The sequence below is a fragment of the Gilliamella sp. LMG 34360 genome, from assembly GCF_984568995.1.
This window is the reverse complement of record NZ_OZ474900.1, coordinates 349,041-375,850: the sequence shown is the minus strand read 5'-3', so window position 1 is coordinate 375,850 and position 26,810 is coordinate 349,041. Positions and strand designations below refer to the sequence as shown.

Below are 26,810 nucleotides of genomic sequence, written 5' to 3'. Positions count from 1 at the left end.
CATACATTTTCATTTTATTTTGGAAAATTAATGTACTATCTTTTTTTCTAGAAGTAATATCATATTGGTAGTGATTTTTTAAATGAGGCCTCTTATTACTATGAGTAAATTTTCGTACCAACGGTTAGATGATTTATTTGATTTTTTTTTACTTAAAAAAGAGCCCATATTAATTAAAGATATTGCGTCCACAATTAATGTGTCTGAACGAACTATTCGCACAGATATTTCTAACCTAAATGATTATTTAATTAATAAAAATGCCAAAATAAAATTAATAAGACAAAAAGGTTATATCTTAGATTGTGAAGATGAAAAAAAAATCATCGACTGGTGGGGTAATTTTAATAAAACTGAAGGCTATAGTTTATTAGGCTCTTTAAAAGAACGTCAGAATTATTTATTCGCTTTATTATTGAATGAGCTAAAATATTATTCTGTTTATGAATTAATGGAACATTTATGTATAAGTAAAAATACATTATATATGTACTTGAAAAATATACGTAAAACATTATCAAACTATAATTTAAAACTAATTAATAATACAAATACTGGATTTAAAGTTATTGGCACAGAATACGATAAACGAAAAGCTATATTAGATTTATTTTTGATTAACGATTTACAATCTTATTTGGTTGGATTCACGGACTTAGAAAAGTTGTTTTTGACAAATATTGATTTAGATTTATTAAAAACATTAGAATCAAAACACTTATATTCTCTACAATTATTAGACTCTGATTTTTATCATAAAAATATAATATCGACTATTGCATTGGCAATAGCTAGAGTAAAAGAAGGATTAACAATTAATGAAATATCCATTGAAGTTCCAAAGTTAATGGATCATGCATTAGATGCAATATATTTATTTCTTAAAGAAATAGAAAACTCATTCTCAATCACATTACCCATTAATGAAATCAACTATTTTATTCTAACTTTATCCATTAATGTACCTAGATTAATCAAAAACCCTAAAAATCACCCATCTGAATCGTCGATCATCGTTGATGAATTATTAACATCAATATATGAGACATCTAATCTTAATTGGACTAAAGATAAGATCTTATTTGAAGATTTAGTTAACCATATTGAGAATTTTATTAAAATTAGTTCAATAGATAAAGAAAGAAAAAATCCAATACTCAGTACAATAATAAATTCTTTCCCATTTGCCTATAGTTTAAGTTTAACCCATCTAGGCGTAATTGGTAAAAAATACAATATCTTTTTTTCTGAAGATGAAGTCGGATATATAGCACTACACATAGCTGGCGCTATTGAAAGACATAAAGCAAAAACTCAACAGCTTAATGTGATTATCGTCTGTGGTGGTGGCTTTGCAATGAGCAAAATTATAGAATCAAAAATAAATAAAAAATTCCCAAATAAATTTAATATAAAAAAAACATACTCCTATGCTGAATTTCAATTATCAAATATAAGTGACATAGATCTAACAATTACCACACTTCCATTTACTCAAGAAAATACTCCCACTGTTTACATTGATATGTCAAATATAGATAAAGCAATTGATGATTTAAAATATTATCTAACCGATGATCAAATTAATAATAATGTTATGCAACTTTTTAATCCTGAAAATTTTTATTACTTTGACACTGATAAATTATCTAAAAAAGACTTATTAGTAAAAATGGCAGTTGATCTAGAAAAACAAAATATTGTCTCAGAGGATTTTGTGTCTAGTGTGTTAGAAAGAGAGAGCTTACAGACAACATTGATTAATGATGTCATTGCTATACCTCATTCTATGACAATGATTGCAAACAGATCAAGAGTATCAGTTGCTATATTTCCGAATGGGATACAATGGGAGAAAGATAAAAAATGTAATTTTATATTTTTACTTGCAATATCGAAAACTGATAATGAAATTACAGATAATTTATATGATCTAATATTAAATTTAATTGATGATAAAGCCATGACAAAACAATTATTAAAAGCTTATACATTCCATGAATTTAAAAATTTACTAAGTATTTTATAGGTTAATTATAATTCATTGTAAATGGACTTTATTGTAACCATCAACATTTTATTACGATGGGTAAACACGTTGGACTAGATGAAAATCTGGCCAGAGGAATGTTTATTGAGTTTAAATCGCTCATGCCTAGTGTTTATTTCACAGATCAAATCTCAATTATCAAACCATCACCCTTTACATATCAGTGATGCAATTTTTAATGGTCTTGCAAAACAATCTGAAAAGATCCCTGATTTTTTAAAAGAAGTTTTCTATACTAAGAGATACTTTATTTTATCTATTCCCGTATACGGTATAGATAATAAATTTTAACCTATTGTTATAAAATAATTTATCATGAATCAATAAGATATTTGTATCCGGGTTTGTATCCGATTTTGCACTTGATATGGGGTAATCTCAGTTGACGTCAGTGGACAAAGAAAGTTCCTTGAAAGGTAGTTTTGAAAAAGCTTTAGACATAAAAAAACCAGCTTTAAGCTGGTGTCTTTTTTGGAATTGGTGCCCGGACGCGGAATCGAACCACGGACACGGGGATTTTCAATCCCCTGCTCTACCGACTGAGCTATCCGGGCAACAATGGAGGTGTATTAAACACGATTCTCGATTATCCGTCAATCCCTTTTATAAGATATTTTTAAAAATACATACTGATTGGTTGAAATTTAACTAATTGCCACTATATTAATAGTTTAGTTAGAATAATATCACTCTATATTTAGAGGAATTTTTATATGCGAGTTTTTGGTTTTATTATTTTTTTTATTTATGCTTATTTTGAAGTGAGTTTCTTTATAACAGTTGCTGATTCAATTGGTGTTTTTCTTGCTTTGATTGGGATTATTGCCACTTCAATTATTGGGCTTTCATTAATAAAAAAACAAGGTTTAAGAAATCTAAGTATTATGCAACAAAAAATTGCTAATCAACAAAGTCCTAAAGATGAAATTATTAAGAGCGTATCTTTATTATTTGCCGGCTTTTTATTACTTATTCCAGGTTTTTTAACTGACATTCTTGGTGCCATTATGTTAATTCCGTGGGTTCAAGAATATATTGTTCGCTTTATTATTGGGAAATTACCTTCTAAATTTTATTCATTTTATTCTAACAGCAATACACAAATGAATGATGTTATTGAAGGGGAATTCGAACGAAAGGGTGATGAATAAATAATCAATTGGATTTTTTTTTATTTTATTCTCTTGAAGAATTTAAAATAATCCCCATGTATTGTGCACTATATAATACATATCATATTTTTATGATTTATTGTTAATAATTATTTAAGTAAAAATTAGTGCTAGGAGATAACTAATGAAAATTCGTCCATTGCATGATCGTGTGATCATTAAACGCAAAGAAGTAGAATCAAAATCAGCTGGCGGTATTGTTTTAACTGGTTCAGCTGCTGGTAAATCAACACGTGGTGAGGTTTTAGCTGTTGGTAATGGTCGCATTTTGGAAAATGGTCAAGTTCAGCCATTAGATGTTAAAGTTGGTGATATCGTAATTTTCAATGAAGGATATGGCGTTAAAACAGAAAAAATCGATAACGAAGAAGTGCTTATCCTATCAGAAACCGATATTTTAGCCATTGTTGAAGCATAACTGGCAAATAATTTAACTTATATACAGAATTTAGGAGAAATACGAAGATGGCAGCTAAAGATGTAAAATTTGGAAATGACGCTCGTGCTAAAATGCTCAAAGGTGTGAATGTATTAGCTGATGCAGTTAAAGTAACTTTAGGTCCAAAAGGACGTAATGTTGTATTAGATAAATCATTTGGTGCCCCAACTATTACTAAAGATGGTGTGTCAGTTGCTCGTGAAATCGAATTAGAAGATAAATTCGAAAACATGGGTGCACAAATGGTTAAAGAAGTTGCTTCAAAAGCAAATGATGCAGCGGGTGACGGTACAACAACAGCAACAGTACTTGCTCAAGCTATCGTTAATGAAGGTTTAAAAGCTGTTGCTGCGGGCATGAATCCAATGGATTTAAAACGTGGTATTGATAAAGCTGTGGTTGCTGCAGTTGAAGAGCTTAAAAAATTATCTTCACCATGTGCTGATTCTAAAGCGATTGCGCAAGTTGGTACTATTTCAGCAAACTCTGATGAAACGGTTGGTACTTTAATTGCTCAAGCAATGGAAAGAGTAGGTAAAGAAGGTGTTATCACTGTTGAAGATGGTACTGGTTTACAAGACGAGCTTGATGTTGTTGAAGGTATGCAGTTTGACCGTGGTTATTTATCACCATATTTCATCAATAAACCAGAAACAGCTACTGTTGAATTAGACAGCCCATATATTTTATTAGCTGATAAAAAAATCTCTAACATCCGTGAATTATTACCAGTATTAGAAGCGGTTGCTAAAGCAGGTAAATCACTATTAATTATCGCTGAAGATGTTGAAGGCGAAGCATTAGCGACTTTAGTTGTGAATACTATGCGCGGTATTGTTAAAGTTGCCGCGGTTAAAGCGCCTGGTTTTGGTGATCGTCGTAAAGCAATGTTACAAGATATTGCTATCTTAACTTCAGGTACAGTTATTTCAGAAGAAATCGGTTTAGAGCTTGAAAAAGCAACACTTGAAGATTTAGGTCAAGCAAAACGCGTTGTAATCAACAAAGATAACACAACTATCATTGATGGTGTTGGTGAAGAATCATTAATTAATGCACGTGTTGAACAAATTCGTAAACAAATTGAAGAATCAACTTCTGACTACGATAAAGAAAAACTTCAAGAACGTGTTGCTAAATTAGCTGGCGGTGTTGCAGTAATTAAAGTTGGTGCAGCAACTGAAGTTGAAATGAAAGAGAAAAAAGCACGTGTAGAAGATGCATTACATGCGACTCGCGCAGCCGTTGAAGAAGGTGTTGTTGCTGGTGGTGGTGTTGCATTAGTTAGAGCTGCTTCTGCGATTTTAGATCTTAAAGGTGCAAACGAAGATCAAAACGTTGGTATTAAAGTAGCTCTTCGCGCGATGGAAGCACCATTACGTCAAATCGTTACTAACTGTGGTGAAGAAGCTTCTGTTGTTGTTAATGCGGTTAAAGGTGGTAAAGGTAACTATGGCTACAATGCATCAACTGAAGAGTATGGTGATATGATTGCCATGGGTATTTTAGATCCAACTAAAGTAACTCGTAGCGCATTACAATATGCTGCATCAGTAGCAGGTCTTATGATCACAACTGAATGTATGGTTACTGATTTACCTAAAGATGATAAAGCTGATTTAGGTGCTGCTGGTGGTATGGGCGGCATGGGAGGAATGGGCGGAATGATGTAATTTCCCCTATTATTCATCCAATAAAAAACCACTCCAATATGTGAGTGGTTTTTTTTATATCTAAAGCAGTTTTATAAAATATTGAAATTAGGTTGTTAAATGCTGATAAAGTGTGATTACACCGATTGCGATCAGCACTAATCCTCCAAATAGCTCAGCTTTTTTGCCTACAACACACCCTATTTTCTTACCTAATAGCAGACCTGTTGTCACCATCACACAAGTTGCCAGCCCAATCATTGACGCAGTAAAATAGATATTAACATTCGCCATTGCTAAACCTACCCCAACGGCAAATGCATCAATGCTCGTTGATATAGCGGTAAAGATTAACATGAAAAAGGATTTTCTATTTGATGATATAGGTTCTTCTTGACCGTCTTCATCTGATGATTTTAGGCTGCTATAAATCATGTTAATACCTAAAAACAACATGATAGCAAACACTACCCAATGATCCCATTTTTCGATATATTGCAAGGCAATATAACCAATTAACCAACCAAGTAGTGGAGTCATCGCCTCAATAATGCCAAATAAGACACCAATTTTTAACGCACCTAAAAATGGGGTGGATTTTAGAGATATACCACGACACAAAGCGACAGCAAAGGCATCGCTCGACATTGCCAGCGCTAATAACATAATAGTCAATAAACTCATGACACTTACTCTTGCTTCTAAAATATTTATTTTAATTTTTATGATTTATTTTTTTGATACTAAAAATAGATAGTTTGCGATATTTTGATCACCTTTATTTTCATAAATTTCAGCTGTTTTTATTACACTACTTCGACGACTAGAATCATATTCAAAAAGTTGTTTGAACATAAGATCTGCTATTTTTTTATCTCCATTTTGGATAGCGCAATAACCATATTGCTCATAGGCATCAGCTTTCCAACGGTGTCTGTCTAGCTCAAGGCTTTGTTCAAATTGTTTTTGAGCTTCTTGATAACGATCTCTACCACACAGAAAAGAGCCATAATGAACACGATATAAACCGTTACCTGGCTGCATTAGTGTGATACGTTTGTAAATCATTTCAGCTTCATCATATTCGCCAACATGTTGATCAAACATTGCCATTGCTAACATCACTTGTGGATTGTTAGGCGAATATTGAGACGCTAATTTTAGATTATAATGTGCAGCTTTAACATTTTCTTCCGATTCGTTCGCTTTAGCTAAATAGCCTAGTCCTAATCGCATTCTTGCTAATGCCGCGGTCTCTGGGTCAAACTCTTCTCTGTTACTAGTTTGACAACCTGCTAACATTAGCATGGCAAAACAGCTTAATACTATTAGCGATTTTTTCATTTATCCTTCCTTTTTATATTAGAAGATTATGCTGTTTTCTGAACAAGATTTTGCTTTTTATAAAGGGTTCGTTTCGTGCGATCAACTACTTCACCAGCAAGTTGCCCGCAAGCTGCATCAATATCATCTCCGCGTGTTTTACGAACAATTACTGTGAAACCATAACCCATTAATGTTTTCATAAATCTATCAATTCTTGTATTTGAACAACGAGAATAAGGTGCTCCAGGGAATGGATTCCATGGAATTAAATTGATTTTACTTGGCACATTTTTCAAGAACTTCGCCAGTTCATGGGCATGCTCAACACTATCATTAATTTGATTCAGTAAAACATATTCAATAGTTACTTTACCGTGATTGGCATTTGATGTTGAAAGGTAACGTAAAATTGAATCACGTAGCATTGCCATATTATATTTTTGGTTGATTGGCATAATTTCACTGCGGATCTCATCATTGGGAGCATGAAGTGAAATCGCTAATGCAACATCAATCATTCCTGCCAATTTATCTAAAGCGGGTACTACACCAGAGGTTGAAAGTGTTACTCGTCTTTTTGATAAACCATAGCCAAAATCATCTAACATAATTTCCATTGCAGGCGCTACGTTAGATAAATTTAATAAAGGTTCGCCCATCCCCATCATAACAACATTAGTGATAGGTCTGTCAGCTAATTTACCTGTGACACCAATAGCATTGGATGCTCGCCAAACTTGGCCAATAATTTCAGAAACGGTTAAATTGCGATTAAAACCTTGTTGAGCGGTTGAACAGAATTTACATTCCAGCGCACAGCCCACCTGTGATGAAACACATAATGTAGCACGGTCTCGCTCAGGAATATACACAGATTCAATCATCTGATTATTTCCCACATCTAACGCCCATTTAATGGTACCATCAGATGAACGCTGTTCAATAGCAATTTTAGGCGCTTTAATTTCAGCCAAGGTTTTTAACTGTTCACGTAGTTTTTTATTAATATCAGTCATTTGATCGAAGTCATCGATACCAAAATGGTAGATCCATTTCATAACTTGATCGGCTCTAAAGGGTTTTTCCCCAAGCGATATAAAAAAATCACGCAATTGCTGACGCGTAAAATTAAGTAGATTTATTTTTTCTTGTGTTGAATTAACATTGATTGTATTTGCAGCATCTGAATTAGTTACAGACGTGCTGGATGTAGCTGGTTTTAACATAAGGCCTCGTTTTTACACATTATGGCTATTTCAATTTTTAGGGAAAGGATTATACTGGTTTTCACATTATCTGGCTAATAGAATATTATAGAAACTCAAAATGATAATAAAAACAGTAAAATTAAAAGTAATTCTCAATTTTGCATTGATATCAACTCTATTTTTATACTCGACAATTACTATGGCACATTCAATTCCATTAAGTAAACTTACCGGTCAATTTGACGAAAAAAAAGACAGCGATTTTATAGCATTAGATTCGACAGTGTTACCTGTTAATAAAAAAGGAATGTATCTACAAAAAGAGCCAGCAGAACAACTGATCAAAGCTTATAATGATTTTAAAAAGATACATCCAGATATTCCTTTTATTGTAGTCAGTGCAACTCGTAATTACACTTATCAAAATGGCATTTGGCAACGCAAATGGGATGCATTGTTGCAAAAAATGGATGATCCACAAAACGTTGCTGCGGAAATTTTAAAATTTTCATCCATGCCTGGCACGTCAAGGCATCATTGGGGAACAGACATTGATATTACTAGCTTGTCATCTGAATTTTTTAAGCAAGATAAAAAAGGCATTATTCTTTATAAATGGTTACAAGAAAATATGCCTAAGTATGGTTTTTGTCAGGCTTTTAACGAAGGTCGTAAAGGTGGATATCTTCCTGAAGAGTGGCATTGGTCATACAAACCTATTGCCAGTCAATATATTGCGAAGTATAAAGCGATATTAGACAGTGATCCTAATAAAGTTATACAAACCCTGAACTTTACAGGGCATGATAAAATTAAATTAACAGAATTAGTTAAAGAGTATGTATTATCTGTTAATAGTGATTGTTACTAGGTGCAAGTGTTTGATATTTACGCCAATAAGGTAAATATATAGTAACAACAAGTCCACCACCTTCTCGATTTGCTGCCTTAATAGTACCGTTGTGCATAACAACGGTCTTTCGAGCAATCGCTAATCCCAGTCCATAACCTTTGCCAAGTTGTGGTGACTGAATACGGACAAATGGTTCAAAAATGCTGGATAATTTATTCCATTCAACACCCGGTCCGCGATCTTTAACTTCTATTTGTAAGTATTTGTTGGTTTCTTTTAATGAGACCTCAATAGCCTGCCCTGCTTCAGAAAAACGAATCGCATTACGAATAATGTTTTCAATTGCACGACGTATCTGTTCCGAATTGCCTTTGACAATCGAATGATTAATTGTTGAAGGGATAAAATGTACATCAATCTGTTGGTGATTTGCTTCATAATTAGCATCACTGATCACCACACTTAATAAATCTTTCAAGTCAAAATATTCTTCATCATTACGATTGTTCATTTCAGAACGAGAATATTTTAATATTTCGCCAATTAGCTGATCTAATCGTTCAGATTCCAGTTCTATTCTTGCTAAACAAGTATCGATATTTTGTTTATTTTGCTGGGCAAGCCCAATAGCTAACTGTAAACGTGCCAATGGTGTTCTAAGTTCGTGTGATACGTCATGCAGCAATGATTGACGATCTGAGATCAAGATATTGAGTTGTTCAACCATCATATCAAAATCTTTACCCACTTCACTTATTTCATCATGCCGATATTCTAGCTTATCAAACAATCGAACCGAAAGATTACCTTGTGATACTTGAAAAAAGGCCTGCCTTAATAATCGCATTGGTTTAGTTAAATTCCAAGCTAAAGTAAGACTTAACGTAAGCCCAACAAAAATTCCCGCTAGTGTAATAGGCATCGGCATATTAAACAGTATATTTTGGAACTGAGTATTTATTTCTTCTTTTTTAAACGAAACAGAATACAGTGTTCCATCAGGGGCAACGGCTGAACGTTGGTACATATAATTCGGAGATTCTAATTCATCGTTTAGAATATTAACTTGATCATTTTGAGGAGAGACCAATTTTATTGACAACAATATACGCTCACGTTCGGGTAAATGTGCAATAAAATTAAGCGTATCTTCTTCACCTGCTACATGCAATAATTGCGCAATCATATCGACTTTAGTCGGCATATGATTGAGAATTTTTTTATTTTTTCCTTCTACATAGACAGAAAATGCAATCCATGTCAATTGAAAGGTAAGAAAAAACATCACACAAAATACAACAAGTATTTTCCAAAATAATCGACGATTCATAGCAAACCTATTGTTATTAACGAATGCGGTAACCTACAGCTCTAATGGTTTCAATTGTCACGTCATTTTGGGCAACTTGAAATAATTTCTGACGAATATTACTAATATGTACATCAACACTACGATCATAAAGTTCTCGAGCGCGGCCAAGTCCAACTTCAGATAATTCTTCTTTAGTCACAACACGTTCGCTATTTTTTACCAATAAGACTAATAAATTGAATTCGGTCGATGTTAAGTCAATAACCTGCCCATTCCATGTACATAACCGTTGTGGTAAATCTAATGTTAAACCATTAAAATGGTATTTTTTATCATCCACCAACTCAACTGGTCGTTCATCAAAACGGCGTAGAACTGCACGTAATCGGGCTAATAATTCACGAGGATAACATGGTTTAGGGATGTAATCATCAGCACCTAATTCTAAACCTAACACACGATCGATATTGTCACCTTTAGCGGTTAACATAATAACGGGCATATTACAGTGTTGACGTATACTTTTAAGAACGTCAATACCATTAATATCTGGTAACATTACATCTAGAATTGCAGCACGATATTTTCCCGATAATGCTTCATCAATAGCATCTTTACCCAAATAAACACTTTTAATATTAAAACCTTCATTGGTTAGATATTCACTAAGCATTTGTGATAATTCGACATCATCATCAATTAACAAAATATTTATCATACATAGCCATTATTATTTAATTTTATAGTAATTACATTATTACAATAATAAAAAAAAGTCAGGTAATTTTACTAAAATATTACATATTTTGAACAATTCCTGATTATTTAATTCACGGTTTAACCAAATAAAAAGTTTAGATTAACATTAAATTGCAACATATTTAATTATTTACTTTGCAATCTTAACATTAAAATTTAAACTAAATATTATGGTTATCTTTTATTAAATGTTTCACCATCCAGCACTATTTATTATAGGCACTAATATGGAGATAAAAAATGGAACAACAAGTAGTGTGGCAAGAGTTAATTCAATTGGTGAAACATGAAGTTTTACCTGCATTAGGCTGTACAGAGCCTATATCTCTTGCTTTAGCGTCAGCTGTTGCGACTAAATATATTGATAAAAATAGTATCAGCCACATTGATGCTTATGTCTCACCAAACTTAATGAAAAATGGTATGGCAGTTACTGTTCCAGGGACCGGGATGGTGGGATTACCAATTGCAGCAGCGATTGGCGCAATAGGCGGTGATGCCGAAGCAGGTCTTGAAGTACTAAAAAAAATTACACCGAAACAAATTAACCAAGCTAAAGATCTACTTAAAGAACAAAAAGTGAATGTACAAATTGCTAATAATAATACGGCAATTTATTCTGAAGCCAATATTTATGCTAAAGACGATCATGTTAGAGTATGTATTGAAAGCTCACACACCAACATAATATTAATAGAAAAAAATGGTGAAGTAATTTTCAAAGCAGATAATAAAACACAAAAGGAGTCTAAAAAAGAATCAGTCATAACTCGTATGTCAGTTAAACAGATATATGAGTTTGCAACACAATCTAATTTTGATGATATCAAATTTATTTTACATTCTGCTGAATTAAACGATGCATTATCTCAAGAAGGATTAAGGCGAGAATATGGCTTAAGTATTGCGGCTACCCTACATGAACAAACAAAAACTGGTTTGTTAGCTGATGATCTATTATCTAAAATAATTATTCGCACAACAGCAGCATCAGATGCCAGAATGGGTGGTGCAACTTTACCAGCGATGAGTAATTCAGGTTCGGGTAATCAAGGTATTACCGCAACGATGCCTGTGGTCGTAGTTGCCGATCACTTAAAATCAACAACAGAGCAACTAGCTAGAGCACTTATTTTATCTCATACTATTGCAATTTATATACATAGTAAATTTCCGCCATTATCAGCACTTTGTGCTGCATCCACAGCCGCAATGGGATCTGCGGCAGGTATGGCATGGTTACTTGGTGAAGGCCAATATGAACCTGTTGATATGGCTATTTGTAGTATGATTGGTGATTTATCGGGCATTATTTGTGATGGGGCTTCAAACAGCTGCGCTATGAAAGTATCAACTTCGGTCTCTTCGAGTTTTAAAGCTGTTTTAATGGCATTAAATCGTATTCGAGTGACTGGTAAAGAAGGTATAGTTGGTGATAGCGTTGAAATTTCAATTAATAATCTTGGAGCCATTGTTAGCAATAGTATGAAAGCAACTGACACGCAAATTATTGATATTATGTCACATAAAGCTTAAAAATATCATCTAATGGTAAAATATTGAGCTTTTAACGCTTTTAATATAAGCAATCAGCACATTTTTGAAAAAATATACTGGACAATGTTATTTTTTATGCGTAATATTTCGTCCTACTTCTATGGTGGCTATAGCTCAGTTGGTAGAGCCCTGGATTGTGATTCCAGTTGTCGTGGGTTCGAATCCCATTAGCCACCCCATTTTATAGAGCAGAAATCTAACGGCGAGTAGCGCAGCTTGGTAGCGCAACTGGTTTGGGACCAGTGGGTCGGAGGTTCGAATCCTCTCTCGCCGACCAATTTTAAATAAAAGAGCTTACTCATTGAGTGGGCTTTTTTATTATCTGCATTTTGAGAGGATGAGAACCGACTGGAGGTTCGAGCCGAGCGTAGTGAGGCAACGTTGCTTTAGCAACGACCCGTAGGGCGAGCATGAAATGCGAGTAATCCTCTCTCGCCGACCAATTTTAAATAAAATAGCCTACTCAATGAGTAGGCTTTTTTATTATCTGCATTTTGAGAGGGTGAGAATACCCTGCCATATTTAGGGCTCTTTAAGCACAATATCGTCCGGCCAAAAACTCAGAATACGTTTTACTTTTACAAATATCTCACCTAGAATAAAAAAAGCATAGTAATAGCCATGCTTTTCAGCCTTCATAACATAAGTTGAATATACAGTTATACCATGTTAAGTTAAAATCACACTTTATCATTAGTGTCTCTATTACACAGAACCATACGAACCAGTTGTTGCTTATCCACTTTACCAATTTTCGTAAGTGGAAATTGTGCAATATATTCAACTCGGTCTGGCCATTTGTATCGTGCAATACCTTGCAATTTAAAATGTTGATGCAGTTCTGCTAAAGTTAATCTTTGATCAGCGATTAACATCGCGCAGCTTTGCTCTCCCAATATGTCATCAGGGAGAGCAAGTAATGCGGCATCATGAACATGAGGAACCTTGCATAAGATATCTTCAATTTCCGCTGTAGCAATTTTTTCACCAGCACGATTGATTTGCTCTTTTATTCGTCCCTCTACCACCAGATAGCCCTGTGGTGTTAATCGGACTAAATCACCGGAACAGTAATAACCATCATCGGTAAAACTATGCAGTGTATGCTCTGGCGCCTGATAATACTGTCTAATGGTATAAGGACCTCTGACTAACAATTCTCCAATTTCTCCCATTGCTACATTTTGCCCTTGAGGATCAACGATCTTAATTTCATCATGTATAGATAAGGGATAACCTTGTGATTGATAAATCACCTCATCAGTATCATCAAGCGATGTGAGGCAAACTAAGCCTTCCGCCATACCAAACACCTGCTGTAATTTACAATTAAATGCTCGTGGAATTTGCTCTGCAACTAAGGGATTTAGCCTTGCTCCGCCAATTTGAAGGACTGAAAGAGAAGTAAAATGATGGGGGTGGTAATTAAGCTCAGTTAACCAAAAACTAACAATGGCAGGAACTAAGGATGTGATAGTTACTCGATGTTTTTCAATCAGATCAAAACAGAGCACGCTATCCGGCGTTTCTGCCAATACAACACAACCACCAACAGAAAGCGTTCCTAATATCCCCGGACAACCTAATGTAAAATTATGTGAAGCCGGTAATACGGCAAGATACACACTGTCTTCATTTAACCGGCATACTGTTGCAGCGGTCATCGAAAAATAAGCATAATCAGTATGCGTTCGGGGAATTAATTTTGGCGCTCCCGTCGTACCACCTGATAATAATAAAAATGCGATATCGCGATAGTTAGGGGCTGAATAAGCCGTAGCGGATATGGGCTCTGCGATCGAATCTAAACTGTTCCCAGAAGGCAATACTCTATCAATAATGAGAAATTGAATAGATTGATGTTTCTCCGCTAAATCCTGCGCCATTTTGGCATGATTAAATCCCATAAATGTTTTGGTTGTAATAATGCCTTGAGGTTGTCCCTGTTGACATATTGACTCTAAATCATGTTGTCGATGTGCCATAGTTGTTAAAATAGGGATCACGCCAAGGCGAAATAAGGCGAAGCAAATTACAATAAAGGTTCTGTTATTAGGTAGTTGAACTAAAACACGATCTCCTTTGCGAAGACCTAAGTGATATAAATGACTTACATAGTTATCTACATTCTGATTAAACTCATGATAAGTTAACACCCCTTGTTTATCGATTATAGCTTTATTGTGACTAAACCGAGTGGCCCATTGTCTTAGCCGGTCGCCAAAATTATAGGGTTGCCAATATCCTAATTCTTCATATTTTTGTTCTCTTGCCTCTTGATTGTTCATAAATGATCCTCTTTTCATGTTTTAAATAACATTTAAGTAAAAATGATAATCACTATCTGTCAGTGTTTTATCAAAATTGTTCTAATAATTTCATTCAGTTTTGACTTCCGAGTATTACCAATAGCAACGATCTACCCTATAAGGAGGGACTCATGAAACAAAAAAACTCATTTTTAACGATCCTATTGCCGACACATTACTCATACCATTGTTTATGAGGGCTGAAGAAAGCCAAAGATCAGACCGTTTATTCGAAGACAAAGATGCAAAAAATGTTATTAAGCAGCTTCCTTTTGATTTTTCTCCTTTCAAAAATAAAAGAATTAGCCAAACGGATACGGCTATTCGGGTCAGTTTATTCGACAACATTGCCCGTCAATGTCTCAATCAGGCAGAAAACCCGGTCTTAGTTCATCTTGGTTGCGGCCTAGATAATCGATTTAACAGAACCGATACAGGTAATGGAATACACATTAAAATTGATTTGCCAGAAGTTATCGAATGGCGGAATCAACTATATTCTTCACAAAATGAGCGTAATATTTCATTTTCTGGCTCAATACTAGAGACAGATTGGATATATAAACTCCTTGAACAATACCCCGATCACGCATTTTGATTTTTTATTGAAGGTGTCCTTATCTATTTTCCAGAAACACAAGTTAAACAGTTTTTTAATAATCTAATGTCTCACTTTAGCAATGTGTTGGTCTGTTTTGACAGTTGTACTAACTGGATTGTTAAACATTGTGACCAACACGACACTGTTCGCATGATGAGAGCTAACTTTAAATGGGGCATAGATAATCCCAAACTATTGAAGAGTTGGAGTCCTCGCTTAAAGCACATTAAAACAATCTCATTATTAAAACAGCATCCCAAAAGATGGGGATTTCGCTCTGTATTTCGTCTATTTCCTCCTGTTGCCAAAGGTTGCAATATTTTGATTTATCAGATTACTGATTAATTTATTGTTAATTGTGCAAACAGAAAATTTTGTATAACGGCTAAAAATTGCTGCGGTCTCAGAGTGACGTGGAAATGATCTCCAGAGACCACAATATGTTCCTTGACACCGCCTAACCATGATTTCCAAGCCAGAATATCGTCAAGGGACACTTCTTTATCTTGATCTGCATGAATAAGTAATGTAGGAGTCATGATTTTAAACGCATTTGCCTGTTGTCGTTGGTACAGTTCCGTGGCCATAAAATCCGCTCTTAACATTGGCATAAACAGAGCAAGTAAGTCTTTATCTTGTAAAACTTCCGGGCTCCCCCCACCAATTTCCATTAATTGCTGAACAAATTGCGCATCATTAAGATGGGTTAAATGACGTAATCCAGTTAAGTGAGGGGCATGACATCCCGACAAAATGAGTGCTGAAACTGTTACGCCTTGTTGTTCCAATACTCGGCATGTTTCAAATGCGACCTGAGAGCCCATACTATGCCCACCAAGTATTATCTTTTTTTGTGACCATTCGGTAGATTGAATCGTCTCAGCTAATTCATTAGCTAATGATGCGATATCCGTTTTATACGCCTCTTTCATTCGCAAATCATGACCAGGATAAAGATAACAATACATATTCATCCATTTATTTTCGATGTTGTTCCATGAGTGAAATACATGGCTGACAGCACCAGCAAAAGGGCAAAAAATAAAAATATAATCATTGTGTTCTAAAATTGGCTGTAGAGGATATAGATTATTCTTTTTCATAAGTCCTCCTGTTGTAGAAGCTGGTTACTGACTCGTTTTGGTGCAACGCCAGTGATACTTTTTTCTCGTCCCACTGCCTGTAATATTCGTTGCCATAGTTCAGCCACTTTCAATTGATGTTCTGGTTGTAAATCAACAGGTATTTTTTCTCCGGTGATAACAGAGCGTAGTGATTGCAACACATAAATAATTCCTTGCACTCCCTCTTGCTCAAAAGTATCACGCCAATTTTGCGGTGCAGTAATCAATACCTGAGAAATGGGTTCGTTAATATCAATTTCGTCACGACGCTGTGATAGGCTTTTCTCATTATTGTGTTCAAAATAAAATGTCGGTTGCCAAGTTATTGCTCCATAACTGGATTCCAAACACAATGTTCCGTCCGGCCAAACAATAATTTGTTTATGCATGATAAAACTATGGAGATCCGGTTGCTGTTGATCCAGAGTACTTTGCAGAAAAATAATGGCGGTCTCACTTTGCCACTTGAGTAATACCATATTGAAGTTTTGATCAGCAGAGGGTAAAACGCTGACATGAATATCTATTGCTCGACTAGATAATAAAAAAAGCGCTAAAGAAGAGTAAAGTAATTGACGACTAGTATACATATGATAGAGAACAGGGGAGCGTTGCAATAACTGTTCACGAAGGAGGCGCACATTCTGTATCCAACACTGCCCAGCAGCCGTATAGGGATAAAAGCTATTAACCCAATAATGAACACCTTGTTGTAATGCTAAATGCTGTAGAGCAGAAATATCATCGGGATGAACGGGATGCTCTTGTATAACATGACATCCTCGCTGCAAAAAGTGTTTAGCTAAGTAAGTCCCTGCACCGCCAACCACCGTAGAACGAACAATAATACAGACAATATCAATATCCGCTGGTACTTGCTTAATATCGGTATACAGCGGTACAGCAAAATCATGTGCTAAATGCTGTGAACTTACACTTCCGGTTGATAGAATACCGGCCAGAGTCAAACCTTCCTGATGTTCAAAAAAAGCATTTAAATAGACTTCACCGAATCGACTCCCTACAATCAAAACTTTCATATATTTTCCTTATTCGTTAAATATTGGTTTATTTTATTGGCGATCAGTGAACAAACAGGAGCATCATTAATCCATTCCCAGTGATCAGAATCAAACTGACAACAATCAGCTTCTTTCAGCCAGCCTTGCCACTCTTCATCGAGAGAGTGCCATTGTACAGGTCGATATTTTGCTTCGAACAATAAACAGTTAATCTCTGTTATCGGTTGAATAAGTGAGTAATCAGATAAAAATGAAAGTAGTCGTTCGGCTTTAAGTTTTTGAGTGTGATTAGTCTCAGCGATATTATCAGCAAGCTCGACCAGCAAGTCATCCATAGGACGATCGGCGAAATCAATACGACAAACTGGATCAATCAATATTAACGTAACATCCTCTCCAGACTGACTTAACAGTGTCGCGGCATGTGCAGCTAAGAATGTCCCATAAGACCAGCCAATAAGATGATAAGGACCTGCTGGTCTAAACTGCCTGATTACCCTCACATAATGCCCAACTAAATCTGGTAAAGAACAGATGCCTTTTTCCATGAAATCATAATTGAGTCCATAAGCAGGAACATTATTTAGCATTTTCAATAACGGTAGATAAACACTGCAATCACCATCAGATACGGGAAAGACAAACAAAGGAGTATGCTGTGATGAAGTTATTGTCAATGGAACTAAATGCGATAATTCAGCTTTTGGCGAGGTTATTCCCTTGCAAAAATTTTGTAATACAGGGTTTTCAAAAAGCTTTTGTAGGCTAACACCTCGATAACCCATTTTATGTAGACGAGAGACCATTCGTGTTGCAATTAAACTATCTCCTCCCGACTGGAAAAAGTGACTATTAAGAGTAATGCCATCACCTAAAAATGTTTTCCAACATTGCCAAACAGCATCAATAACTAATTGATCCGCTAATATTTCAGTAGTAGGTAGGCTTTGGTTCAATAAAGATGTTTGTAATTTTGGTTTTTCCAGTAAATGCTCGGTTTGTTGCCAATCTATAGATATTTGAGCCAACTCAGGAGATATCTGTAAAAGATGGTTAGCCAACAGTTGTGGATCGGTTCTCGCCATTAATGTTGGTGTTGCAATAAATAGATGTTGCCGTAAAGTTGTTTGATCATTAGGCCATTGTATTAAGGTGGTAAACCCGGCTTCACTCAGCACTTCATGCCATCTATTCGTATCTAACATCGGTTTATCATCAAATAGACGAAAATCGCGGTAGCCATTCAGACTCTCGATAAAACTGATCGTTGCAGCTTGTAATGCGCTATGACGTTCAGTGGCTTCGATCAAAAGCAATTTCCCCGTAGGTGAAAGAAGCCTGCGCAAACGAATAAGTGACTGAACAATATGATTGGCATCATGTAATACATTAGTTGCGACAATAAGATCATAACCTGATGCATGATGTTGCTGAAAATCAACCGGTAAATTAATATCTAATAACCCAGTATTGAAACAAGCGTAATGGGAAAATTGTTCTTTTGCCCGCGATAAAAATAGAGGCGATACATCTGTAAAACGATATTCGGCTAGGGAGTCAGATAACTCTGGTAATAAATATTCAGTCGTTGATCCAGTACCGGAACCGACTTCAAGTATTCTAAAGTCAGAACGCCCTTGAGATAACTGTTTTGCCAGATGTAGCGCTTGTTGATGCAGGCTGAACATCATTGGATTATCACGATAAAGAGCCTGAGTGATGCGTTCATCTTCAGTAAAGAGCAGCGAAAGCGCATTACATCTGCCGGTTAATAGCTCGGTGTGATGCTGAACACTGGTATCTAAATAGTAGTCAAGAATGTGACACCATTCAAAATGAGGTTTGATTAATTGGGTTTTGCAGTGAACAAACGCATTTAGCGCGGTATAAACGTGATCTTGCAGTTTTAACCAACCTCGTTCACACAGTAAATTCAACCACTGTTTAAGCGCTATTTTAGCACTGTCTACCACTTGTAATTGTTGCTGTATCACAGTTAATGATAGGCAGTCACCAACGTGTTGAAAAAGTTGATACTGTGATAATGTACTGACAATCCCCATTAGCGCCTTATCATCTAAATAAGACCAACACTGTTCAACTTCATCAAGCAACTGCGTTTCGTTATCCAATATCTTATAAGTTAATGTCGGTGTATCGGGTACAACGGGCAAGTTATCTTCAGCAACCCAACGAACAACATAACAACCATCAATAGAGTCACTGGCTTCAACCATACGTACCGCTGGATGCTGATATAAAACGCTTTCTATTAAACGGCTATCATTATCATTGACGGTTAACTTAAGATCTTTGAATATAGGTATATTATTTGTCGACCAGACTGCTAATTTTTCTGGTTCACTAGCCACGGTGTGTAATAGGGTTTGATAAGCATCAAAACAGCGTTGAGCTATATTGGGTCCTAAGACATCATCCATACAATACCAGTGCCAAATGAGTTCACCATCTATTTCCATGACTTGATGATCCAACCAAACTTGTGGCGTTTGAGTGAAAACATAAGCGGGATCGCCAAAAAAGCGTGACATTGCTTGATCAATCTCTAAGCCATTCAGTGACATCCCTAACATACTGGTAAAAACAACCGGCATTAATGGAGTGTGAGGGAGCCCCAATAATCGTCCCCAATCACGGAGTAATTCGACACCATTAACCTGACTATGTGCTAACCGTTGCCAAAGCAACGTTTGTGTTTTTTCAATAAACTGACGCAATAAAACAGGTTTTTTCAGATCAACATCTATCAAAAGTACTGAGGTAAAATCTCCAATAATTTTTTGTACGTCATCATGGTAAGAACGGCGGTCAAAAAAAGTTAAATTTAACGTAAATGCTGGATGGCGACAAAATGACGCTAAACTCACTGCATACAATGCTAATAATGCGGCGGAAGGAGTCACCCCCCATGATTGCCATTGGATTTTAAGATTTTGCCATTCCTCCTTATTTAATCGCCCTTGACGAGTCACCACTTGATGAGCCGATTTATCATGTACAGTGGCTAAAGGTAAATTGGGGGCTGGGGGAAGTGTTGGTAAGATATTTTGCCAGTAGAGCCAGCTTGTTTGCCAATTTTTATCAGATCTTTCACCTAGCTCAGTTATTACATAATCACGAAATGTAATGCTTGGACTAATAATATTATTACCATAATAGGCCGCCATAAAATCATCGAACATGATCTTGAAACTCTGTACATCAAACATGAGTAAATCAAGATCCATATGTAAACGGAACTGCCGTTCGCTAAGTCGGCTAACTTCTATGGTAAATAATGGCCATTTATCCGTTTTTGCCACCCGTTCAGATAAATCCTTTCGGAGTTTAGTTAATGCCACCTCCTGTTCATCCATTGTATAATGACGTAAATCGTGATCAACAAAATGATAGAAAGGAGTTTGGGGTAATACAATTTGTAGCCCTTCATCATTAACAACCATTCTTAACATATCATGATTTTTTACTACTTTATCCCACGCTTGTTCTAATTTCTGCACATCAAAGTTATCTGTTAATAAATCCCACTCAAATAGTACATGGCAGGCAACCCCGCCATAATCAATCATATCAGTACGGCCAAGCCAATAAGCATGTTGAATAGCGGTTAAAGGAAAAGCATCATAACGATGGACAGCATCGTGTGTTATAAACGGTAAGGCCGATTGTTGTTGGTACTGTTCGTAAATCTGCGAGGCCAATCCAGATAAAGTTAAATCCTGATAAGCTTTTTGTACATCGAGGCGAATAGCAAATTGTTTATTGATCTCGCTGCTTAACTCAAGGAATAGAAGTGAATCCAGACCCAGACGTAATAAATCTTGCGTTGATGTAACGATTTCGGGGTTTTCTATACGCAATTGTGTAATCACTAGCGCTTTTAACCATTGAATTAAATGTTCTATATCTTGTCGCATATCCCCAGTTAATATAGGGGCTTGAATAAATTCCGATGGCCTAATTTTATCAGTGACAGAAAGAGGATTAGTTGATATTAATTGTTCTTGTAATCGTCTTTGAATTAACAGTTGTGGCTCGACTCTCATTGCCACGTAGTTTGTATTACCCCGCATTAGTGCTTGCTCTAAATGCCAACGACCTTCACGAGGATTAATCGTTGCCATGCCTCCTGCTTTAAGTTGTTGTTGTACGGTTTTTGATGCAGCAAGCCCAATCTCTGACCAAGCTCCCCAATTGATAGACACAGTAACTGGACATGATTGTTTTTGGCTTGCCGCTAGCCCATCAATGTAGCCACAGGCAAAGGCGTGGGCTGATTGTCCTGATGTACCTAGCACTGAAGCTGCAGAAGAAAATAACAACAGATAATCAGCATGAAATGTTCTTAATTGTGAGAGTAATGTCGCAGCAGCCTCTGCTTTTACTGCGAATGTTTCAATTAATGTATTATCGGAAAGTTGCGTGATTAGTTCATCTTTCAAAACGCCAGCAGCATGAATTGCTCCACTAATAGGTCGTTCTTTTTGTAATTGAATTAAACAGTCAGTTAATAATTCATTATCACTACAATCCAGTTCTACCCATCGTAAATCAGCAGAATAAATTTCTTCCAGTTGTTTTAGCTCATTAAATTTTTCCTCACTTAATCTTGGAGCAAGTAATACTATATAACGAACCCCTTGTGATAACAGCCATTGCACACTAAACCAGCCTAATCCACCAAAGGCTCCGGTAATAATATGCCAGCCTGACCGATTAAAAGTTGAGAGTGGTAGCGGCGAGGCTTCGCCATTTGACAAAATAAGTCGCTGGGTCAACAATTTATTTTCTCGCCATGCAAACCACCGTTCTCCCATTTGGCAACCTGAAATTACCTGAGAGAGCATATCTGGTGTAAGATCGTCCAAATGAACAAGGTCAATTACAGCTATATGTTGTTGAGACTGCTCAACAGCAATCACTTTAATCATTCCCCAAATAGCACGTTGTTCCGGGCTGACCATTTCATTTCCACTAATGGACCAAGCATTCAAAGTGACAAACAATATGTCTTCATTTGGATGTGAGTGCAGGATTTTTTTGAGCCAGATCGCTTGTTGTACAGGGCTTAAATTAGGTATACAAACTAATAGAGAGGAAGTGCTCATTTCATTTAATCGGGTCGATAACCTCATAACGCCGGGTTCATCCGTATCCGTATATTTACCAAATGAGCTATCTTGTTCAACCACAGAACAGGGTTGCCATTGCCAATAATATTGGCTATCTATAGCACTCAATGGCTCAATAAACTGTTTTATCCGATCGGAAGAGAAATAAGGTGAGCCATGAAAAAGTGTTAACCATTGCTCTTGTTGTTGTACTTCTATTAAAACATTGGCTTCAGCAATCCGGTACGCAGACCAATATATCCTGATATGACTTAAATCAGCGGGTATATCTCCGTTAAAGGTATGTAGGCATGGCGATGCTACTTCACGCCCATGTCGTTGAATAAGATTAGCAATAGTCTGATTAATGTATTCCTGTAACTGAGCTTTATCATTCTGACACATTGACCAGTTGGCCTGATATACTCCTCGAGTATCTAAACAAACGCCCAAAATTGGGTGACTAATTGGATTAGGTTCAACAACAGAGACTGTTCGCCTAATGCCTTTATCATGGCAACTGGCTAAAAGAATATGCTCGCTGATGGTAGATGTTTCAGTATTTGGTCCTGGTAACCAATGAAACTGTTTAAAATTATTATCTCGGCAGACACTTTCCCAGCCTTCGACCGTCAAAAATAGTTCCCCCTGTCTCAGTTCTTCATCATGAAATGGTAGCACCAGTGGACCAAACACAAAATCAAACAAAGGCATAGGCTGTGTGATCTCTCGTAGTAATAAGTGACCATCTGCTTTCAGTACACGACGAATATTCTGTAATGTTTGCGCGATATTTTGAGTTGCATGAATGACATTCGCTGCAATCACTAAATCAAAGCTTTCAGGCTCTATGTTTTGGGATAGAAGATCGCGTTGTAAATCTAATTCCTGATAACGCACAAACGGATAAGCGGCAAATTTTTGCATAGCTCGACGCGTGAAGAGTGGTGTGATATCAGAAAAAACATATTCAACCGGTGTGCCCATTTGTACCAGAACAGGCAATAACCAAGCAGTTGTTCCGCCAGTTCCTCCTCCAACTTCCAGAATTCTTAATGTTCGTCCCTGCTGCTGATAAACCCTAATTAGATCTCTTAAAATGCCCGCTGCAATCAGGTTAAAATAACGACCAAAACTAAACTCCTGGTATAATACTTCAACCCCACTTGAGCTTCCTTGTGGGAAAATTACCTCCACGGGGTCAATACTACCTTGTAACATTTCAGTAAGGTGTTGACTTGCTCTGCCGATTGTTTCTGCTATAGCATCATGTCCTTCGCAATACTCGGTTAACTCTTCAAGTAAAACAACCTCCCGAACACTAGAAACTTCGTCTATTCGCTGATAAAGATCATCTTTTTTAACTAAATACCCCTGTTTCACTCCAGTATTTAACAAACGTTGTAGCAACTGCCGGTAACGAGGTAAAATTTTCCCTTGACGAAGGATTTGCGCGATTGTTAATCCCTTATCAATCTTAGAACCAACACATTGATTAAGTAATCGATTAACTGCAATAGTATGTAGTTGATTTGTGCAATCATAGAATAACTCTAATCGCTTAAGTTCTAATCTCTGAGCCTCTTCTCTGGCAACTTTATCACCTTCGATCAATTTTAATGGTATCGTTGATAAAAGCGGTACTTCCTGTACCGGTTCTCGCCAGTAATGCTGCTCATCAAAAGGATAAAGTGGAGCAGGTATACATCGACCATGTGGATTAAGCTGTTTAAGGTAAGGTAAATCAATACCTGCAGTATAAAGCCGTAGGGTAGTGGTGAGCAAAGCATTGGGTTCCAGCTCCGGCCTTGTAACACAAGCAATCCATGTAGCTGTATTATCAGCGATAGGTTTACCTAATGAAGTTAACTGAGCATCGGCCCCCATTTCAATAAACAAAGTACCGCCTTGATTTAATGCTTCTAGTATTGCTTGATAATACTTAACTGGTTGCCGTAAATGCCGACACCAATAGTCACTCTGTTGTTCTTGCGTGAAAGTAATGGTTTGCGCCGTTAGGGTTGAAATAAATTTAAAATAACCGGTATGACAAGGCAGGTTTGCCATCTTTTCAGCAAAAGACGCGAGAATTGGCTCCATCATAACAGAGTGAGCTGCACCATGAACATTTAATCGACGATAAGGAATATTCTTGCCATCCAGACAAGTAATAAGCTGAGCAATACTGCTTTCTGCACCAGAAAGAACATGACGTTGCTCATTGTTATAGGCAGCAATATCTAAATGATACTCATGAGCGTACATTTCAGTTTGTTCTGCATCAATCATCACAGCAAGCATAGCTCCGCCAGAAGCTTGCTGCTGCATTAGTTTTCCGCGCCAATAAATTAAGGGTAATAAATCTTCTGGCGTATAGTATCCGGCAACCAATGCCGCGGTATATTCACCGATGGAATGACCAATCACACATTCGGGTTGTAATCCTTGAGCTAGCCAATGACTGGCTAAGGCAAATTCATAACTAACAATAGCTGGCTGAACATATTCCATTTGCTGTAATAACGGATGATCATCACTAAACATAACCGTTAACAGCGGTTCTTCCAGTAGCTTGGATAAAATTTTCTGGCAACGTTTTAAGGTATCAGCAAAGACCGTTGACTGTTCAAATAGAGATTTACCCATCCCAGACCACTGACTTCCTTGCCCCGTAAATAACCAGACCTGTTTTTGACGAGCAGTATTGTTGCCATAATATCCACTGTGGAGTGGTTGATTTTCTGCAAATTCCGTCAGGGAAGTCACTGTTTGATGATCTAATGGAATTGCTAAACGATGGGATAAGTCCACCTGTCGACCATGTAAGGCTGTATAAGCTAGATCAGAAGCAGTTTTATTTGTCCAAACCTGTGCATAATTTCTAGCAAGTTGACGTAATGAAAACAACGAATTTGCACTGAGTAATAGCGCCCGATTGTTAGCATAAGGTGTATCTGACAAGCTACGTTGAGGCAATTCAGGCATTGATGAAACAATCATATGGCAGTTTGTCCCACCAAAACCAAAGGCTGATATACCGGCATTGCGCGTTGTCTCTGACCAAATCGTCATTTGAGTCGGAATATAAAATGGTGAATCAGCGAGTTTAATCGCCTGATTGGCTTTTTTAAAATGCAGGTTCGGAGGGATATAACCATGATAAACGGATAGTACTGTTTTTATCAGACTGGCAATTCCAGCTGCGGTATCCGTATGACCTATATTCCCTTTGACAGAGCCCAATGCGCAATATTGTTTATTACTACTATGACCAAAAGCTTCACATAATGATTGAAACTCAATCGGATCCCCAAGAGGGGTTCCTGTTCCATGGGCCTCAATCATACCGATATCCTGTGGTGTGATATCGGCCATATTTAATGCGTCCTGAATAACGTTTCGCTGTCCTTGTACCGATGGGGCCGTATAGCCCACTTTATGCCGACCGTCGTTATTAATTGCACTGCCTCGAATAACTGCCAAAATAGTGTCATTACCATCTAATGCATCTTGCAAACGACGTAACACGACAATACCAACCCCATTGCCAGGAAAAGTACCCTGAGCATCATCATCAAATGGGCGACAATGGCCATCGGGAGAAAAAATCATGCCGGGCTGATAGAGATACCCTGCCAATTGAGGAAACGAGATCGCAGCGCCCCCTGCTAAAGCAATATTACACTCTCCAGCACGCAGGCTTTCACACGCTAAATGTACTGCCACAAGTGAACTTGAACAAGCGGTTTGTACTGTGATTGCTGGTCCAGTCAAACCCATTTTATAAGCTGTTCGTGTCGCAATGTAATCTTTATCATTACCGAGAAGGGATTGAATCTTGTTAACTTGTGCCAGTTCAGTTATCTTGATAGCTTCCTGACCAGGATAGCTACTAATTCTTGCTGCGCCAAATACTGCTGTTTTATTATCGCTACTTAGTGGGGGATAACCTGCATCTTCTAAAGCGTGCCAAGCTGTTTGTAAGAATAAACGTTGTTGCGGATCAATTAACTCGGCTTCTTGACGCGAATAACCAAATAGCGCAGCATCAAACTGTGTCGCCCCTTCTATCACCGCAGAACGGTTAACATAATTAGGAGCATCAAGGGTCTCAATAGGAATACCAGCAGCAATTAATTCATCACGAGAAAAAGGACCAGAACAGCCCTCTTGCCCAGCTAATAAGTTCTGCCAAAATTCGTGTGCATTTTTTGCATTCGGGAAACGGCAAGCAAGCCCAATGACAGCTATTGGATCACTATTGCCAAAAATATCTTCAATATTAAACATTATT

General features: G+C 36.8%; 16 protein-coding genes, 3 tRNA genes and 1 other RNA gene. 10 read left to right on the top strand and 10 right to left on the bottom strand.

All coding sequences use genetic code 11. The annotated features are described in order from the left end of the window. Nucleotides 1-100 precede the first annotated feature (100 nt). Nucleotides 101-2,029 (top strand): BglG family transcription antiterminator, encoded by a 1,929-nt coding sequence (locus AC5LW9_RS01755; RefSeq protein WP_334321326.1) that lies wholly within the window; start codon nt 101-103, stop codon nt 2,027-2,029. A gap of 499 nt (nt 2,030-2,528) precedes the next feature. Here AC5LW9_RS01755 and AC5LW9_RS01750 read toward each other — a convergent pair. Next, nucleotides 2,529-2,604: transfer RNA gene (locus AC5LW9_RS01750), tRNA-Phe, on the bottom strand. A gap of 159 nt (nt 2,605-2,763) precedes the next feature. Between AC5LW9_RS01750 and AC5LW9_RS01745 the strand changes: the two genes are divergently transcribed. The 3 genes from AC5LW9_RS01745 to groL all read left to right on the top strand — a co-directional run bounded on the left by AC5LW9_RS01745 (nt 2,764) and on the right by groL (nt 5,334). After that, a complete protein-coding gene (locus AC5LW9_RS01745) occupies nt 2,764-3,201 on the top strand; it encodes an FxsA family protein (protein WP_334322987.1) in 438 nt (145 codons plus the stop codon). A gap of 145 nt (nt 3,202-3,346) precedes the next feature. After that, complete coding sequence (locus AC5LW9_RS01740; protein WP_034884480.1) at nt 3,347-3,640, top strand: co-chaperone GroES; 294 nt, start codon at nt 3,347-3,349, stop codon at nt 3,638-3,640. 47 nt (nt 3,641-3,687) lie between these two features. After that, nucleotides 3,688-5,334, top strand: a complete 1,647-nt coding sequence (groL, locus tag AC5LW9_RS01735; protein ID WP_039129166.1) for a chaperonin GroEL — start codon at nt 3,688-3,690, stop codon at nt 5,332-5,334. 87 nt (nt 5,335-5,421) lie between these two features. On the opposite strand, the gene AC5LW9_RS01730 is transcribed toward groL, so the two are convergent. Genes AC5LW9_RS01730 through rlmN form a run of 3 tightly spaced genes read right to left on the bottom strand, consistent with a single transcriptional unit; the run spans nt 5,422 to nt 7,865 of the window. Further along, complete coding sequence (locus AC5LW9_RS01730; RefSeq protein ID WP_493456204.1) at nt 5,422-5,997, bottom strand: manganese efflux pump MntP; 576 nt, start codon at nt 5,995-5,997, stop codon at nt 5,422-5,424. A 45-nt stretch (nt 5,998-6,042) separates the two neighbouring features. Continuing rightward, nucleotides 6,043-6,657 (bottom strand): tetratricopeptide repeat protein, encoded by a 615-nt coding sequence (locus tag AC5LW9_RS01725; protein WP_198227316.1) that lies wholly within the window; start codon nt 6,655-6,657, stop codon nt 6,043-6,045. Between the two features lie 26 nt (nt 6,658-6,683). Then, entirely contained in the window at nt 6,684-7,865 is a 1,182-nt protein-coding gene (rlmN, locus tag AC5LW9_RS01720; protein ID WP_039129178.1) for a dual-specificity RNA methyltransferase RlmN, read from the bottom strand. 100 nt (nt 7,866-7,965) lie between these two features. On the opposite strand from rlmN, the gene AC5LW9_RS01715 reads away from it, so the two are divergent. After that, nucleotides 7,966-8,718, top strand: coding sequence for a M15 family metallopeptidase (locus tag AC5LW9_RS01715; RefSeq protein WP_493456203.1), 753 nt, complete (start codon nt 7,966-7,968; stop codon nt 8,716-8,718). Here AC5LW9_RS01715 and AC5LW9_RS01710 read toward each other — a convergent pair. Together AC5LW9_RS01710 and AC5LW9_RS01705 are read right to left on the bottom strand one after the other, a co-directional pair. Next, nucleotides 8,699-10,030 (bottom strand): ATP-binding protein, encoded by a 1,332-nt coding sequence (locus tag AC5LW9_RS01710; RefSeq protein WP_198227320.1) that lies wholly within the window; start codon nt 10,028-10,030, stop codon nt 8,699-8,701. The genes AC5LW9_RS01715 and AC5LW9_RS01710 overlap by 20 nt on opposite strands. Nucleotides 10,031-10,046: 16 nt before the next feature. Continuing rightward, the gene (locus tag AC5LW9_RS01705; protein WP_370528573.1) at nt 10,047-10,727 is read right to left on the bottom strand and encodes a response regulator transcription factor; all 681 of its coding nucleotides are present in this window, start codon (nt 10,725-10,727) and stop codon (nt 10,047-10,049) included. A 284-nt stretch (nt 10,728-11,011) separates the two neighbouring features. On the opposite strand from AC5LW9_RS01705, the gene AC5LW9_RS01700 reads away from it, so the two are divergent. The 4 genes from AC5LW9_RS01700 (at nt 11,012) to AC5LW9_RS01685 (ending at nt 12,770) form a co-directional block, all read left to right on the top strand. Beyond that, nucleotides 11,012-12,307: an L-cysteine desulfidase family protein gene (locus AC5LW9_RS01700; protein ID WP_198227324.1), complete on the top strand. Its 1,296-nt coding sequence runs from the start codon at nt 11,012-11,014 to the stop codon at nt 12,305-12,307. A 124-nt stretch (nt 12,308-12,431) separates the two neighbouring features. After that, a tRNA-His gene (locus AC5LW9_RS01695) sits at nt 12,432-12,507 on the top strand. A 21-nt stretch (nt 12,508-12,528) separates the two neighbouring features. Further along, nucleotides 12,529-12,605: transfer RNA gene (locus tag AC5LW9_RS01690), tRNA-Pro, on the top strand. A 39-nt stretch (nt 12,606-12,644) separates the two neighbouring features. Further along, nucleotides 12,645-12,770: non-coding RNA, RtT sRNA (locus tag AC5LW9_RS01685), on the top strand. 238 nt (nt 12,771-13,008) lie between these two features. Here AC5LW9_RS01685 and AC5LW9_RS01680 read toward each other — a convergent pair. Continuing rightward, nucleotides 13,009-14,616 (bottom strand): (2,3-dihydroxybenzoyl)adenylate synthase, encoded by a 1,608-nt coding sequence (locus AC5LW9_RS01680; protein ID WP_493456202.1) that lies wholly within the window; start codon nt 14,614-14,616, stop codon nt 13,009-13,011. Between the two features lie 214 nt (nt 14,617-14,830). Between AC5LW9_RS01680 and AC5LW9_RS01675 the strand changes: the two genes are divergently transcribed. Continuing rightward, complete coding sequence (locus AC5LW9_RS01675; RefSeq protein WP_493456201.1) at nt 14,831-15,235, top strand: class I SAM-dependent methyltransferase; 405 nt, start codon at nt 14,831-14,833, stop codon at nt 15,233-15,235. Between the two features lie 344 nt (nt 15,236-15,579). On the opposite strand, the gene AC5LW9_RS01670 is transcribed toward AC5LW9_RS01675, so the two are convergent. The 3 genes from AC5LW9_RS01670 to AC5LW9_RS01660 are packed head-to-tail and all read right to left on the bottom strand — an operon-like array spanning nt 15,580 to nt 26,806. Then, nucleotides 15,580-16,341, bottom strand: coding sequence for a thioesterase II family protein (locus AC5LW9_RS01670; RefSeq protein WP_493456200.1), 762 nt, complete (start codon nt 16,339-16,341; stop codon nt 15,580-15,582). After that, complete coding sequence (locus AC5LW9_RS01665) at nt 16,338-17,402, bottom strand: Gfo/Idh/MocA family oxidoreductase (RefSeq protein WP_493456199.1); 1,065 nt, start codon at nt 17,400-17,402, stop codon at nt 16,338-16,340. Before AC5LW9_RS01665 ends, AC5LW9_RS01670 begins: the two co-directional genes overlap by 4 nt. Then, entirely contained in the window at nt 17,399-26,806 is a 9,408-nt protein-coding gene (locus AC5LW9_RS01660) for a beta-ketoacyl synthase N-terminal-like domain-containing protein (protein ID WP_493456198.1), read from the bottom strand. The genes AC5LW9_RS01665 and AC5LW9_RS01660 overlap by 4 nt, the downstream gene beginning before the upstream one ends. Between the last annotated feature and the right edge of the window lie 4 nt (nt 26,807-26,810).